Raw genomic sequence first — 15,270 nt, 5'->3', positions numbered from 1 at the left:
CAAACCTTCTTTTTCATAATAAATAAACCTCTTCTTAATCTATTTTCAAAAATAATTTCCAAGACTATTTTTATTTTAAATAATAAAAACTCCCTTAATTCCTTAAGGGAGTCCAGCAACTGAATCCATATTATCTATATTTGGCACCGCCTGCATAGTACTCGACACATTTGCACCTTGCCCAGTATTCGTTCCTGTTACAGTACCAGCAGGAGTACCTCTCGTATACGTTGTTGTGACAGAATCTCCTGGCTGTAAACAAAGCTTTGTCTCCGTCCCTATTACAGTAACAACATCAATCCAAGTACACCCCATTGAACCACTATACGATTTCGAAGCAGTAAATGAAGTGTCTCTTAAATTATCGCCCGTAAATATATTTCCTGTATTATTAACGATAACAAACTCTTTTATATGTGCCGGCATACTTACACACTACCTTTCCTTTACGAACCTAACGTACGTGTACTTGTTGCTAATGGTGGAAGAAATACTGATGTTCTAATTACCGCTTCTGGCTGCCTTTTCCCATTTAAAAAAATAGCCGCACTCGCCCCTCCGGCACCCGCATACGCTTTTGATACAGCAAAAGGTGAGAGATCATAACAATCGCCAACATTAACAGCTCCTGTATTATTTATAATTTTTACTTTACGCATGTTAATTCCCATCTTCTCCATCCTCCTTTTATATACTGTATGCAAAAGAAAAAAAACTTGAAACATACTCGTTTCAAGTTTTTAACTATTTACTATTTCGTTTCACCTTCATATTGAAGCATACCGCCGACCATGTTCACTGTTTTAAATCCTTGCTCATTTAAATAATGACATACATTTTCACTGCGCATTCCTGAACGACAAATAAAGATATATTCATTCTCTTTATTAAAGAAATCTACTTTATGTGGGATATCACCCATTTTAATATGTACAGCTTCTGGAATTTTCCCTGCCGCTACTTCTTCATCTTCTCTTACGTCCACTAAAAATAACGTTTCTCCATTTTCTAAACGCTCTTGCACTTCTTCTGTAGTAATTGTTTTAACTTCTGTCATATGTAGTTCCTCCTTATATACAATAAAACCTTTAGTTTCTTTTTCACAAACATTCTCTACCAATTTTAGCATGCAAAAGAAAGAACGCAAAGAATCGAAAAACTATTTCTCAATTTTCCCGCAAAACTTATTCTTTACAAACATAACTCTTGCATTGTATCCTCAATATACTTGTTTTATGAAAGGAGCCAATGAAAATGACACTTTCCCTTTTCATTATGGGCATCATTTTCTTAATCGCTGCAATTATTACTCTCAGTATGAAAAATAATAAAAAAATAAAATCCTCACAAGAAATGTCATTCTTATTTCTATTGCTTAGCATAGCGTTCTTTGGTATAGCAATAGCTACATATATTTTCCGTCTACAAATCATGTGAAAAAAGGTGCCTACTACAAACATTGCACCTTTTCCCCATCATTTTTCTTCTACACAAAACTAGATACTTTCCGATTCAAAAATTCATAAACTTTTTTTTCAAATAAATAAATATCAAGTGCTCCTGCCATATGCCCATTTATACTTTCTATCTCATATACTTCCGCATATTTCCCTTGTTTTTGCAAAATATCTACCATTTTATAATTATAACGAGACGGCTGAAGCAAATCTTGTTTACACGGAATCATAAGCACATTCGCTTCTATGTTAGAAAGAGATTCTTCTAGTGAAGAAAACCCATGTGCAATATCATGCAATAAAACTGCCTTCGCAGTATACATCCATGAATTTGCATCTACTAGCTCTAAACTTGTATATGTCGCTTTATTTATCTCTTTTTCAAATGATGTTAGTGTAGAAAACTTTTCATAAGGTTCTACCTCTATACTATTACGAGGAAATGTCATTTCATAAAAATGCTCATCAAACGCGTTCATAAACATCATTCTATTTGCTAAATGAAGCCCCTTTATCGGTTGCTGTTCTCCATATTTTCCATCTTTCCAACTTGGATCCAGTTGAATTGCTTCAATCGCATTTTGCGCTACGTTTACTGACGTAATAATTGGATTTTGTGGGTTCGTAATAACGCCAATCATCCGCTCTACCATATGTGGATAGTGAACCGCCCATTGTTGTGCAATCATTCCCCCCGCCGACGGTCCGATTACAGCGTGTAACCTTGAAATTCCCATACCTTTTATTAACTCATATTGCATACAAGCTACATCAAGAAATGTAAAAACCGGAAACTCCATAGCATATTCTTCTCCAGTTTCTGGATTAATTGATTTCGGTCCTGTTGTAATCACATATGGATTCCTCACCTGCACATTACAAAGATTATCCGTACATATAACAAAATACTTATTTGTATCAATTGCTTTCCCAGGTCCAATGAGCCCATCCCACCAACCAGACTCCTCATCATGCACTGTATATTTTCCCGCCGCATGACTTGTTGCACTAAAATAATGACAAACCAAAATCACATTTGACCTTTCTCTATTTAACGTACCATATGTCTCGTATCCCATTTGAACAGGAATTTCCCTGCCATTTTCAAACGTAAACTCTTTTAAAACAAACTTCTCTTTTTTTACAATTTGCACAGACTCTCCCTCTCCCCGTTATAGTATGAACTGCTTACTAAAGATTTTTTTCCATGCAACTAATCTCCTTCTTCTTTTCATAAATAAATGAATAATATACAAAATTAGCCACAAAATAGCACTATATTACAAGATTAAAGAGGGCATACATATGATTTGGAATTGGTTACGTAAGAAAAAAAAATTAAATAAACCAGAAGCAAACGAAAGAGATAACCAGGAGCAGCATTCTAACAATGAAGAGGATGATAACAAAGAACAGACTAGAAGTATAAAACATAATAAAGGTAAAAATAACGAGCAAAAAGATTCTTCTCAGGATAAACAACAAAGCGCTAAACAAGATGAATCTTCTCAGGATAAGCAACAAAGTTCTAAGCAAGATGAATCTTCACAGGATAAACAACAAAGCTCTAAACAGAATGATTCATTTCAAGATAGGCAACAAAGTGCTAAACAAGATGATTCATCTCAAGATAAACAACAAAGTGCTAAACAAGATGATTCATCTCAAGATAAACAACAAAAATCTAAACGAGATGAATCTTCACAGGATAAACAACAAAGCTCTAAACAGAATGATTCATCTCAAGATAGGCAACAAAGTGCTAAACAAGATGATTCATTTCAGGATAAGCAACAAAGCGCTAAACAAGATGATTCGTTTCAGGATAAGCAACAAAGCTCTAAACAAGATGATTCGTTTCAGGATAAGCAACAAAGCTCTAAACAGGATGATTCGTCTCAAGATAGGCAACAAAGTGCTAAACAAGATGATTCATCTCAAGATAAACAACAAAGTGCTAAACAAGGTGATTCGTCTCAAGATAAACAACAAAACGCTAAGCAAGATGAACCTTCTCAAAGTAAGCAACAAAGCTCTGGAGGTAATAGTATTTATGACTTTACAAAACCAGAAAAAGACCGTATTCATTCTCTACAAGATTTAATAGAGAAACTTAAAAAGTCTAGTGATTTTATTAATTACCATACATCTGACGATGAAACGATGCCTTATTGGATTTCTTACTATCGCCCTTCACTTGATGGGGAGAAATTACAAAAATATTTAATGCCTACTCTTTTAGAGAGACCTTGTACTTCGCTAGAAGAACTAAAAGAACATATTCCGATGAGTGGCATTACAATTACGAACGACTTGCAAAAAATTGAAGACATGGTTTTAAAGGGACATGCGATCATTCAATTGAATCAGCAAGATCAAAAATGTATGCTTGCAAACATTGCAATTGATAATTATCGTGCACCAACCCCTCCTTTAAACGAATCAACTGTTATTGGTCCGCAAGAAGGTTTCGTAGAGGCTATTGATACAAACATTAATTTAGTTCGAAAACGTCTGCCTGTTTTAGATTTACAAACAAAAGAAATGATTATCGGCGAGTTTTCCAAAACGAAAGTTGTCATGATGTATTTAGACAACCTCGCTGAAAAAGATAATGTAGATTTTCTCGAGGAATCATTACGCGCTCTTGAATATGATCAAATTAATGATAGTGCTTATATACAAGAATTGATGGGTGAAAAATCAATTTTCCCTCTATATATCAATACAGAACGTACTGATAGAGTTACAAAAGCGCTTATTGATGGGAAAATTGCTATTTTTGTTGATGGTTCTCCGAGTGTTTTACTAACACCGGTATCCTATTTCGATTTTTTCATTTCACCAGAAGACTATAACGTCTCCTGGATGTACGCTACATTTTCAAGGGTTTTAAGATTAATTGCCGTTCTATTTTCAATTTGCGCTACACCGTTATACGTTGCAGTTTTAAATTATCATTATGAACTTATTCCGAGTGATTTACTTGAAACTTTAATTTTATCAAGAGCACAAGTACCGTTCCCGCCTTTAATTGAAGCTCTCTTTTTAGAACTTGCAATTGATTTATTAAGAGAAGCCGGCGCAAGGTTACCGATGAAAGTTGGTCAAACGCTCGGTATCGTAGGGGGTATCGTAATCGGGCAAGCATCTGTACAAGCAGGTTTAACGAGTAATATTTTATTAATTATCGTTGCCTTATCAGCACTCGCTTCCTTTATTACACCTATTTATAAAATGGGTAATGCGGTTCGATTACTACGTTTCCCGTTTCTCATATTTGCAGAAATAGGAGGACTTTTCGGTATTTCACTTGGATTTATCTTTTTATTCACCCATCTGTTTAGACTTACTTCTTTACGCAAGCCGTACGCTTTGTTCTATCCAACAAGACAACAATCTGTTAAAGATTCTTGGATCCGTTTTCCTTTAACAATGATTGATACAAGAGATGTACAAGCAAGACCACAACATGTAAAAAAAGCTGCGAAAGGAATTTCAACAAAACATAGATCGGATTTTGATGATTAAGAAATGAGGTGCATTGATGAGTAAAGTTCAAGAAAAATATCAAATATCTCCTGTCTTTGTTTTCTTCTTAATTCACGGTGCACAGTTTGGTGCTGGCGTTCTCGGCTTCGCTCGAATCATCGCAAAGGCCGCTGGATACGACGGATGGATGGGCGTTCTAATCACGGGACTCTGTATCCATCTCCTTATATGGATGATGTATTTTTTATTAAAAGAAACAAATGGAAATTTAATTGATTTACAAAGGCAAACGTTCGGAAAGTGGATAGGGAATATCTTTAATATCATCTTTGCAGCTTATTTTTTAAACGTCAGCATTTCGGTTATTCGAACATATGTTGAAATTATTCAAGTATGGATGTTTCCTACCGCTTCCACCTTTATGTTAACACTCTTTTTATGCTTAGTTAGCTATTACATTATCTCTTCTGGATTTCGTGTCATTACTGGCATTTGTGTCATCTCTGTTGGTGGTACATTAGGATATTTATTTCTAAGCTTATTCGTTTTGAAATATTCACATTGGGATAATTTACTACCTATATTCACACATTCTTTTTCAGACATTTTAAAATCCGCTCAACTGTCAATCTACAGTATGACCGGTTTTGAGATTTACCTCATGGTATATCCATTTGTGAAAAAGCCTATGCAATCTCATAAATACGCTCAGCTTGGAGCACTATTTTCAAATCTTCTATATTTATTTAGCACCCTTTTAGCCTTTGCATTTTTTAGTGAAAAACAATTATTAAAAACGATATGGGCACAACTTTCTATGACCCAAGTCATTCAATTACCATTTATAGAAAGACTCGAATATATTGCAATTTCAGGCTACGCACTCGTTATTATTTCAAGTTTTATCCTCCCTTTATGGGCGTCAATGAGAGCAACTCATGAAATATTCCGTGTAAAACAAAGAGGGGTTTTAATCGCTTTTATCCTTATCACCCTCATTGTTTCACAACTTTTAACAAACAGACACGATATTAATAACTTTATTAGTAATGTATCAAAGGTTAGTTTTTGGCTCATTTATGTATACATCCCAATCCTATTTATTATTGTGTGGGTGAAAAGAAAATGGAAAAAATCAAAAGCACAAGCAAATTAATACTTATTTCTTGTATAACATTCTTCAGTCTAATTGGATGTTTACAAAAAAATATTATCGACGATGTACAACTTATTCAAGGATCCGTATTTGACGTTGCAAAAGGCAACAAAGTAAAAGTGACATTCGTTTGCCCCATTCAGAAAAAAGGAAATAAAGTTCAAGTTTTTGAAGGAACTGCAAATGCGGTAAAACAAGTAAAAGCAGATACATCATTAGAATCTTCTCAACCTTTTGCTAGTGGACAAATGCGTGTCGCTCTATATACGATAAGACTTGCCAAAACAGGAATGTCTACTTCATTCGATACATTACTTCGAGATGTGAATATAGGGAACGCTTTATATGCCGCTTTATTAGAGGGGAATGGTACTGAACTTTTAAAAGGCAAATATTCCACTTCATACAACGTTGCAATTTATATAAAAAAGTTGTTAGAACATAATATGGAGACCGGTCCTTTACCAACGGATAATCTGCATGTAGGAGCATTTCGTTATTATCAAGAAGGGCAAGACTACTATATTCCCATTCTAAAGAAGCATGGTGATAAAATAAAAATCACTGGAATTGGTCTTTTTAAAAAGGATAAATATATCGGTAAAATTGCGGAAAAAGATATGTTCATATTTAAAGGACTATTAGAGAAACATAAATTAGATTCACATGAATTTAAAACAGATTCTGCGTACGTAATGATTAATAATATTCGTTCTGTTCCAACTTACGATATAAAAATTAAAAACGGAAAGCCTTCTTTTTTCATTCACGTTCGTCTTGACGCACGTATTCAAGAACTATCAAAGCAAATTAACTTAGAAAATAACAAGAACACAAAAAACATTGAAAAAGATGTCCAAAAACAATTAGATAAACAAGCTGCTAAGTTAATTAAGCAATTTAAATCTTTAGGCGTCGATCCTCTCGGGCTAGGTGCAAAGTATAAGCAACATTATCGCCCATTCAAATTAGAAGAATGGAGACAAATGTATAAAGATGTTCCAGTTCATATAAAATACACCGTGAATATTACAAATTCTGGTGTAATTGAATGAGAAATGATTGAACTCCTCTCTCCAGCATGATACAACGGAGAGAGGAGTTTTTATTTTAGATAGAGAGAGAAGATATTTATGGGGGAGCTTATGTCTAAAAAATTAGTAAAGCCTATTTTAAATGGTATTTTATTTCTCGGCGTCTTTTTATTTGCTCATACATACTTAAAAAATGTTTCCTTCACACGTTACTTGCTTGTCGTTATACCAATGTTACTCGTCGGTATTTTTGGCATCGATCTTATTTCATCGCTTTTAATAAAAAAAGAAGAATAACGAGCGAACATCTTATTTCAATAAGATGTTCTTTTCATTTCATAATCACCTTATGTTACAATAAACTTCGGCATAACGTAAGAAAGGATGAAACAACATGACAAACGAAAAAGGTTTAGATAAAGGATACGAACTTGTTGCGAAAATGCATGAAGTATTCGGACATCCTGTGACAAATACTCCAACAAAATTAACAGAAGAGCGTGCAAAAATCCGTGCAAGTTTTATGCAGGAAGAACTAGAAGAATTTCTAGAGGCAACGACTGTTGAAGATCAATACGATGCACTAATTGACCTTATTTACTTTGCATTCGGAACGTTTGCCGAAATGGGTGTACGTCCAGATAAAGGATTCGAAATTGTAAACAACGCCAACATGGCAAAACTATTCCCTGATGGGAAACCTCGATTCCGTGAAGGCGACGGTAAGATTCTAAAGCCAGAAGACTGGCAAGCACCGGAACCACAACTTCGTGCTGAAATTGAACGTCAGCGTCAAGAAGCTGAAAAAAACTGCTAGGATTTCCTAGCAGTTTTTTATTATGGCTTTTTTTCTGCCAATCATTAATGACCCACGTGCCCTGCGTGTCCTGCTGCTCCACTAATACTAGCTGCTCCTGCTGCTGCCCCTGCTCCTCCTGCTCCAATTCCACCTGTCCAAGGAGAAGATTGTTGTTGTTGTTGATATTGCTGATATTGTTGGTGCTGTTGGTGCTGTTGACCTTGGTATCCATGATGTTGACCTTGGTGTCCATGATGTTGACCTTGGTGTCCATGATGTTGACCTTGGTGTCCATGATGTTGACCTTGGTGTCCATGATGTTGACCTTGGTGTCCATGATGTTGGCCTTGTTGCCCATGATGACCGTGTTGGCCTTGATGACCTTGGTGATGGTGGTGACCTTGGTGTCCATGATGTTGGCCTTGGTGGTGATGTCCATGGTGACCATGTTGGCCTTGGTGAGTTTGATAAAGAACAGCTTGCGGATGAATGTGGTGGTGACCGTGGTGATGTACTTGTTGCCCCTGATGACCATGTTGACCTTGATGATAGTGATGACCATGATGGCCGTGTTGACCTTGATGGTGGTGATGACCTTGATGGCCGTGTTGACCTTGATGGTGGTGATGTCCATGATGGCCGTGTTGACCTTGATGGTGGTGATGTCCATGATGGCCGTGTTGACCTTGATGGTGGTGATGTCCATGATGGCCATGTTGACCTTGATGGTGGTGATGATGACCATGGTAGCCGTGAACTACTTGCGGATATCCACCTACTCCTCCTGCTACAACACCTACTCCCGGTACAGGAAATCCTGTCTGTACTCCTCCAACGAAAGATGGAAATGCAGTTGGTACGCCTACTGGTACTCCTCCCGCTGCTCCGCCAACAAATGTTGGGATTCCAGTTTGCACTCCGGCTACCGATGATGGAAATCCTCCTGTTAATGTTGGAATTCCAGTTTGTACACCCGCTACTGATGTAGAAAACCCTCCAGGTGTTCCGCCCATCCAGCTCGGAATTCCACCGTATCCTTGTTGTCCTCCTCCCATTAACATCATTTGTTCATAACTATCCGATCCACTCCCGAAGAAACCATGTGGTGCATTATTGTCCATCCCTTTCATTCCTTTCACCTCTTCTACTCAATTTAGCCTACCTTTTTTATCATATTTCCTATAGAAGAATAGGTGTTTGTCTGCACTAGAATTCCGCTTCTTTTTCTTCATTCATGATAAAATTAATTAACTGAATATTTTTTCTAGGAGGTATTTATATTGAAGAATGTAACAAAGGCTTCTATCAATGATTTAGATTCAATCGTCCATATAGATATTGACGTAATTGGAAACGATAGTAGACGAAATTATATTAAGCACACTATCCGTGAAGGCAGATGCATCATTGTAACAGAAGAAAATTCTATCTCTGGCTTTCTAACATACGATACAAATTTCTTTGGTTGTACTTTCCTCTCATTAATCATTGTTTCACCAACTAAAAGAAGGCAAGGCTATGCAAGCTCGTTAATCTCATATATGTTAAGTCATTCTCCTACTCAAAAAATATTTTCTTCAACGAACGAATCGAATGAAAGTATGCAGAAAGTATTTAACTCGAATGGTTTTATACGTAGCGGAATAGTTGAAAACTTAGATGAAGGTGACCCTGAGATTATTTTCTATACAAAAAAGCTCAGAACATAAACGCTCTGAGCTTTTTCAAATGATTTAGTTTGCAACAACGTTAACAAGTTTTCCAGGAACAACAATTACTTTACGAACTGTTTTCCCTTCAATTTGGTCTTGAATTGCTTCAAGTGCAAGTTGTTCCATTTCTTCTTTTGATGCGTCTTTACTCATTGTTAGTTTTGCGCGAACTTTACCCATAACTTGAACAACGATTTCAACTTCATCTTCTACAAGTTTAGACTCATCAAATGTTGGCCAGCTTGCATATGTGATTGTTTCATTGTATCCAAGTTTGCTCCATAGCTCTTCCCCGATATGAGGTGCAACTGGTGCAATCATTTTTACGAAACCTTCTACATATTCTCTTGGAAGTGTTTCAGCTTTGTATGCATCATTGATGAATACCATCATTTGAGAAATCGCTGTGTTGAAGCGAAGCTCTGCATAGTCTTCTGTTACTTTCTTCACTGTTTGATGGTAAGCTTTTTCAAGCTCTTTATTTGGTGCGTCAGTAATTTTCTCACTTAATTCACCGTTATCTTGAACGAATAGACGCCATACGCGGTCTAGGAAACGACGAGCTCCGTCAAGACCATTTTCAGACCAAGCGATTGAAGCATCTAATGGTCCCATGAACATTTCGTATAGACGAAGTGTATCTGCACCGTGGCTTGCTACGATATCATCAGGGTTTACAACGTTACCTTTTGATTTACTCATTTTCTCGTTGTTTTCACCTAGAATCATACCTTGGTTGAATAATTGTTGGAACGGTTCTTTCGTTGGAACTACACCGATATCGTATAATACTTTATGCCAGAAACGAGCATATAGTAAGTGAAGTACAGCGTGCTCTGCACCACCGATATAAATATCAACTGGAAGCCATTGTTTTACTTTTTCAGGATCTACAAGTGCTTCGCTATTGTTTGGATCGATGTAACGTAGGTAATACCAACAGCTACCAGCCCATTGCGGCATTGTATTTGTTTCACGACGACCTTTTTTACCAGTCTCAGGATCAACAACATTTACCCACTCGTCAATGTTAGCAAGTGGTGATTCACCTGTACCTGAAGGACGGATGTTTTCTGTTTTCGGAAGAACTAATGGTAATTCCTCTTCTTTCACAGCTGTCATTGTACCATCTTCCCAGTGAATTACTGGAATTGGCTCACCCCAGTAACGTTGACGGCTGAATAACCAGTCACGTAGACGGTACGTTACTTTTTGATTTCCTGCGCTCGTTACTTCAAGCCATTCAATCATTTTTGCGATTGCTTCTTCTTTATTTAAACCATCAAGGAATGCTGAGTTTACGTGTGCACCATCACCTGTGTACACTTCTTTCGTAATATCTCCGCCTTTTACAACTTCCTTCATTGGAAGATTAAATACTGATGCGAATTCATAGTCACGCTCATCGTGAGCTGGAACTGCCATTACAGCACCTGTTCCGTAAGTTGCAAGAACATAGTCAGCAATCCAGATTGGTAATTTCTCACCGTTTACTGGGTTAATTGCGTAAGCACCAGTGAATACACCAGTTTTTTCTTTCGCAAGTTCTGTACGCTCTAGATCACTCTTCATTTTTACAGCGTTAATGTAAGCTTCTACCGCTTCTTTTTGTTCTGCTGTTGTAATTTCTGCAACAAGTGCATGTTCTGGAGCTAGTACACAGTATGTTGCACCAAATAATGTATCAGGGCGTGTTGTGAAAACTGTGAATTTCTCGTCTGTACCATCGATGTTGAAGTGTACTTCTGCACCTTCAGAACGACCGATCCAGTTACGTTGCATATCTTTTAAGCTTTCAGGCCAATCAAGCTCATCTAGATCTTCTAATAGACGATCTCCGTAAGCTGTAATTTTTAACATCCACTGTCTCATCGGACGACGCTCAACTGGATGTCCACCACGCTCACTCTTACCGTCAATGATTTCTTCGTTTGCAAGTACTGTACCAAGTGCTGGGCACCAGTTTACAGGTACTTCATCAACGTAAGCTAAGCCTTTTTCAAATAGTTTTAGGAAGATCCATTGCGTCCACTTATAGTAGTTTGGATCTGTTGTATTTACTTCACGGTCCCAATCGTAAGAGAAACCTAATGATTTAATTTGGTTACGGAACGTATTAATATTATGCTCTGTAAATTCAGCTGGGCTGTTTCCAGTATCAAGTGCATATTGCTCTGCTGGAAGACCAAATGCATCCCATCCCATTGGATGAAGAACGTTATATCCTTGCATACGCTTCATACGAGATAAAATATCTGTCGCTGTATAACCTTCTGGATGTCCTACGTGTAAGCCTGCACCTGATGGATATGGGAACATATCTAGTGCATAAAATTTTGGTTTTTCTGTCTCATCTGGCGTACGGAATGTTTTATTCTCTTCCCAGTACCCTTGCCACTTCTTCTCAATTTCTTGATGATTAAAGCTCATGAGATACCCTCCTTGAAATTCTATTTATTTTCACCGCCCAAAATACAAAAAACCTCTCATCCCTAAAAAGGGACGAGAGGTTATAGATTCCCGCGGTACCACCCTAAATTAATGTACAAATATACATTCGCTTAGATCCGTAACGTGGATTAACGGCAATTGCTACTATTAGTTTCACAACTGCAACTCAAAGGCGAGTTCATAACGAAACGTGGATTGACTTGCACCGACCGTCAACTCTCTAAACCAGCTTCTATTACTACTACTCCTTCTCACTGTTATTACACATATAAGTTACGTGAACTATCCTTCACCTAGTATCTCTTAAGAGCTTACTTAAAGCGAGGACTTCTCGGTTAATCGTTACTCTTAATAACTAACGAATTCATCTTAAGACAGCCGAGCTATCTCCCTTGTTCTAAAGGTTGTTTTATTTAAATATATTCTAAAACATGTTACATGTTCCGTCAAACTAAACTGCAATTTTTTCTTCAACTGTTTCTTCTACTTTTACTCGTTTATCATAAATGCTCGTTGCTATAAGCGCTACTACAAGCATTACCATGATTGCTATAAACAATACTTCCATATTGTATAAATCCACAATTGCTCCGCCAACGACTGGCCCGAACATTTTCCCTACAGTCGCCGCACTATTTACAACCCCTTGATAAAAACCTAATTTATCTTTTGGTGCAAGTATATTTGCAATCGTTGGAACCGCAGGCCATACAAATAACTCACCTATTGTTAATGTTACCATCGCAACGAGGAACATCGTAAATTGTTGCGCTTGACTTAACACAATGAATGAAGCTGCAAAAATGAAGATTCCAATCATAATTTGCTGTTTTAAAGAACGCTTCATCCAGCGAATTAGCATACTAACAAGTGGCTGCGCACAAACAATCATCGCTCCGTTTATCGTCCATAATAAACTATAGTGACGAAGGCTAATATTCAATTCTTGCATATGTGTTGCAATCGCTCCTTGCCACTGTACGTATGTAACCCAGCATAAAGCATATGCTACACACACGATAAGAAGTGCTTTAAATCCAGGTGTAAGTGACCACCCTTTTTTCGTTTCGACTTCTTTTTGCACTCCTGGCTCTTTCTTGTCTTCCATACCGCGGAATCCAATAAAAGCAATTAAGAAGAAAACAAAGTATAAAATAAAGTTCGCTAAGAAAATATAATCAAAACGATACGATGCAACTAATCCACCACATGCTGTTCCGATCGCAATACCAACATTTTGTCCAACGTACATCGCATTAAATGCCCGTCTTCCGCCTTCTGGCCAAACCGTACCAACCATCGCATACATCGATGGGAAGACCATTCCAGAACCGAAGCCGATTAACGCTAGCCATACAACATATAACGGCCAACCGTGGAAGAACACAAGACCTAAAATTGATACAAGTGTAATCACAATCCCTACTAAAGTTGATTTATAACCGCCCCATTTATCAAATAAAACACCGCCGAGCAAGTTTCCGATTACACCAGTAAGCGAGTTGATCATTAATACCATTCCGGCCACAGATAAAGATTTTCCCAAGTGATCATGTAAATAAATTGTATTAAAAGGCCATAAAAAAGAAGCACCCGTGACATTAATAATCATCCCAGCTACTAATAGCCATACTTTCCTTGGCATAGCTTCCCCTCCTATTCTATTTTTTTCGTTCATATATATAACAGTAAAATTGTAGTCGTTTTTAAATAGGAAGGCAACTGATTAATAGTTGATGAAATTCAGATAATAGTTCGTCGGTAAATGAATTTATATTGGTTGCTTCTTGGATTATATCAGCGATTATCAGAATATATCGGCGCAACTACAAATATATCAGCGATTATTAAAATATATCGACTTACCGACAAAAAACGACAACAGTAACAATATATAAAAGGGTAGACTGCATGAAATTTTCATGCAGTCTACCCTTATTTGTACTATCCAACTTCCTTTTCTCGCTTCACACGTTCTTTAGCACTCCATTTAAACACCTTATCTAGTAGCGAGTATATTCTCCCAGATTCTTTCGTTAACAAAGGTCCTAACGATGCTAATATTAAAACATACAAAGCTGAGAACGGTTTAATCGCTGCCATTAAGCCACCCGCAATTCCAATATTCGCGACGATAATAGAAAATTCTCCGCGTGATACAAGTGTTAAACCGATATTCGTAGAAGCCTTATGCGATAACCCAGCTTTACGCCCCGCAACCATTCCAGCAGTAAAATTACCGATAAGAGTAATGAAAACTGCTCCTAATGCCAACCACACTGCTCCGCCAAGTGAAAATGGGTCTATACTTAAACCGAAGCTGAAAAAGAATATAGCTCCAAAGAAATCACGAAACGGAACGACAAGCTGTTCAATTCGATCACTATGCTCTGTTTCAGAAAAAACGAGTCCTAGTAATAATGCTCCAATTGCCTCTGCAACATGAATCGTTTCTGAAAATCCTGCTACAAAGAACAAAATAGCGAATATTACAATAATAAAAATTTCATTGGACGAAATATCTAACATTTTATTTAAAAACCGTGTAGCTTTCCTAGCAACTACAAAGAATAGTAGCATATAACCTACTGCGATTAAAATAGATGTAAGAGCACCTACAAATGATGTTGCCCCTCCAAGTACTAATCCTGAAACGACTGATAAATATACCGCTAAAAAGATATCATCAAACATAATGATTCCTAAAATTAGCTCCGTCTCTTTATTACCAGATCTTCTTAAATCAACAATTACTTTCGCAACAATTGCACTCGATGAAATTGTTATGATCCCAGCAATAATTAATGTTTCTAATAAGGGGAAACCCATTATATATCCGTAAAGTAAACCTAATATAAAATTAAGCGATATATGAACAGTTCCCCCAAAAGCAATTGATTTTCCTGATTTAATTAATTTTTTAATTGAGAATTCTAAACCTAAGTAAAATAGGAGGAATATGACGCCAACACGGCCGAGGAAGGAAATAACTTCTCCACTTTCAATAAATCTTAAATCGATAAGCCCTAAATCTGGGGCATGAGGCCCCACTAGCATACCGAGTATAATAAGAAACGGAATAATCGAGAACTTTAACTTTGCAGCGAGAATAGCTGCAAAAGCGACTAATACTAACGCAGTTCCAACTTCAAAGATTAAAGTATCCATC

The 15,270-nt window shown here is 37.0% G+C and carries 15 protein-coding genes and 1 other annotated feature; of the genes, 7 read left to right on the top strand and 8 right to left on the bottom strand.

Going from position 1 to position 15,270, the window contains the following annotated elements; all coding sequences use genetic code 11:
- Positions 1–102: 102 nt before the first annotated feature.
- The 3 genes from QCI79_RS18030 to QCI79_RS18020 form a co-directional block, all read right to left on the bottom strand.
- Positions 103–426, bottom strand: coding sequence for a hypothetical protein (locus tag QCI79_RS18030; protein ID WP_001110847.1), 324 nt, complete (start codon positions 424–426; stop codon positions 103–105).
- A gap of 20 nt (positions 427–446) precedes the next feature.
- Entirely contained in the window at positions 447–671 is a 225-nt protein-coding gene (locus tag QCI79_RS18025; RefSeq protein ID WP_000512596.1) for a spore germination protein, read from the bottom strand.
- 80 nt (positions 672–751) lie between these two features.
- Positions 752–1,057: a rhodanese-like domain-containing protein gene (locus QCI79_RS18020; protein ID WP_000141207.1), complete on the bottom strand. Its 306-nt coding sequence runs from the start codon at positions 1,055–1,057 to the stop codon at positions 752–754.
- Positions 1,058–1,254: 197 nt separating this feature from the next.
- On the opposite strand from QCI79_RS18020, the gene QCI79_RS18015 reads away from it, so the two are divergent.
- Positions 1,255–1,437 (top strand): hypothetical protein, encoded by a 183-nt coding sequence (locus tag QCI79_RS18015; protein WP_002101457.1) that lies wholly within the window; start codon positions 1,255–1,257, stop codon positions 1,435–1,437.
- Positions 1,438–1,486: 49 nt separating this feature from the next.
- Here the strand turns inward: QCI79_RS18015 and QCI79_RS18010 are convergent, their stop codons facing one another.
- A complete protein-coding gene (locus tag QCI79_RS18010; RefSeq protein WP_001167627.1) occupies positions 1,487–2,611 on the bottom strand; it encodes a homoserine O-acetyltransferase family protein in 1,125 nt (374 codons plus the stop codon).
- Positions 2,612–2,762: 151 nt separating this feature from the next.
- Between QCI79_RS18010 and QCI79_RS18005 the strand changes: the two genes are divergently transcribed.
- The 5 genes from QCI79_RS18005 to QCI79_RS17985 all read left to right on the top strand — a co-directional run bounded on the left by QCI79_RS18005 (position 2,763) and on the right by QCI79_RS17985 (position 7,956).
- Positions 2,763–4,988 (top strand): spore germination protein, encoded by a 2,226-nt coding sequence (locus QCI79_RS18005; protein WP_021728748.1) that lies wholly within the window; start codon positions 2,763–2,765, stop codon positions 4,986–4,988.
- Between the two features lie 16 nt (positions 4,989–5,004).
- A complete protein-coding gene (locus QCI79_RS18000; protein WP_000049083.1) occupies positions 5,005–6,105 on the top strand; it encodes a spore germination protein in 1,101 nt (366 codons plus the stop codon).
- Positions 6,075–7,160, top strand: coding sequence for a spore germination protein GerHC (gene gerHC, locus QCI79_RS17995; RefSeq protein WP_000411390.1), 1,086 nt, complete (start codon positions 6,075–6,077; stop codon positions 7,158–7,160). The genes QCI79_RS18000 and gerHC overlap by 31 nt, the downstream gene beginning before the upstream one ends.
- Positions 7,161–7,250: 90 nt before the next feature.
- Positions 7,251–7,436 (top strand): hypothetical protein, encoded by a 186-nt coding sequence (locus QCI79_RS17990; protein WP_000038781.1) that lies wholly within the window; start codon positions 7,251–7,253, stop codon positions 7,434–7,436.
- A gap of 97 nt (positions 7,437–7,533) precedes the next feature.
- Positions 7,534–7,956, top strand: a complete 423-nt coding sequence (locus tag QCI79_RS17985) for a pyrophosphohydrolase domain-containing protein (protein ID WP_021728749.1) — start codon at positions 7,534–7,536, stop codon at positions 7,954–7,956.
- A gap of 44 nt (positions 7,957–8,000) precedes the next feature.
- Here QCI79_RS17985 and QCI79_RS17980 read toward each other — a convergent pair whose 3' ends face one another.
- Complete coding sequence (locus QCI79_RS17980; protein WP_048549224.1) at positions 8,001–9,068, bottom strand: hypothetical protein; 1,068 nt, start codon at positions 9,066–9,068, stop codon at positions 8,001–8,003.
- A gap of 150 nt (positions 9,069–9,218) precedes the next feature.
- Between QCI79_RS17980 and QCI79_RS17975 the strand changes: the two genes are divergently transcribed.
- The gene (locus tag QCI79_RS17975) at positions 9,219–9,647 is read left to right on the top strand and encodes a GNAT family N-acetyltransferase (protein ID WP_000800325.1); all 429 of its coding nucleotides are present in this window, start codon (positions 9,219–9,221) and stop codon (positions 9,645–9,647) included.
- A gap of 24 nt (positions 9,648–9,671) precedes the next feature.
- Here the strand turns inward: QCI79_RS17975 and leuS are convergent, their stop codons facing one another.
- The 3 genes from leuS to QCI79_RS17960 all read right to left on the bottom strand — a co-directional run bounded on the left by leuS (position 9,672) and on the right by QCI79_RS17960 (position 15,269).
- Positions 9,672–12,080, bottom strand: coding sequence for a leucine--tRNA ligase (leuS, locus tag QCI79_RS17970; protein WP_000009458.1), 2,409 nt, complete (start codon positions 12,078–12,080; stop codon positions 9,672–9,674).
- 65 nt (positions 12,081–12,145) lie between these two features.
- Positions 12,146–12,365: a binding site (T-box leader), on the bottom strand.
- Positions 12,366–12,552: 187 nt separating this feature from the next.
- The gene (locus tag QCI79_RS17965) at positions 12,553–13,746 is read right to left on the bottom strand and encodes an MDR family MFS transporter (RefSeq protein ID WP_001137561.1); all 1,194 of its coding nucleotides are present in this window, start codon (positions 13,744–13,746) and stop codon (positions 12,553–12,555) included.
- A gap of 299 nt (positions 13,747–14,045) precedes the next feature.
- On the bottom strand, positions 14,046–15,269 hold the full coding sequence (locus tag QCI79_RS17960) for a cation:proton antiporter (protein WP_000380174.1): 1,224 nt from the start codon (positions 15,267–15,269) through the stop codon (positions 14,046–14,048).
- Between the last annotated feature and the right edge of the window lies 1 nt (position 15,270).

The sequence above is a fragment of the Bacillus cereus group sp. MG1 genome (assembly GCF_040460035.1).
In the GTDB taxonomy this organism is placed as follows: Bacteria; Bacillota; Bacilli; order Bacillales; family Bacillaceae_G; genus Bacillus_A; species Bacillus_A cereus.
This window is presented reverse-complemented; position numbering and strand designations above follow the sequence as displayed.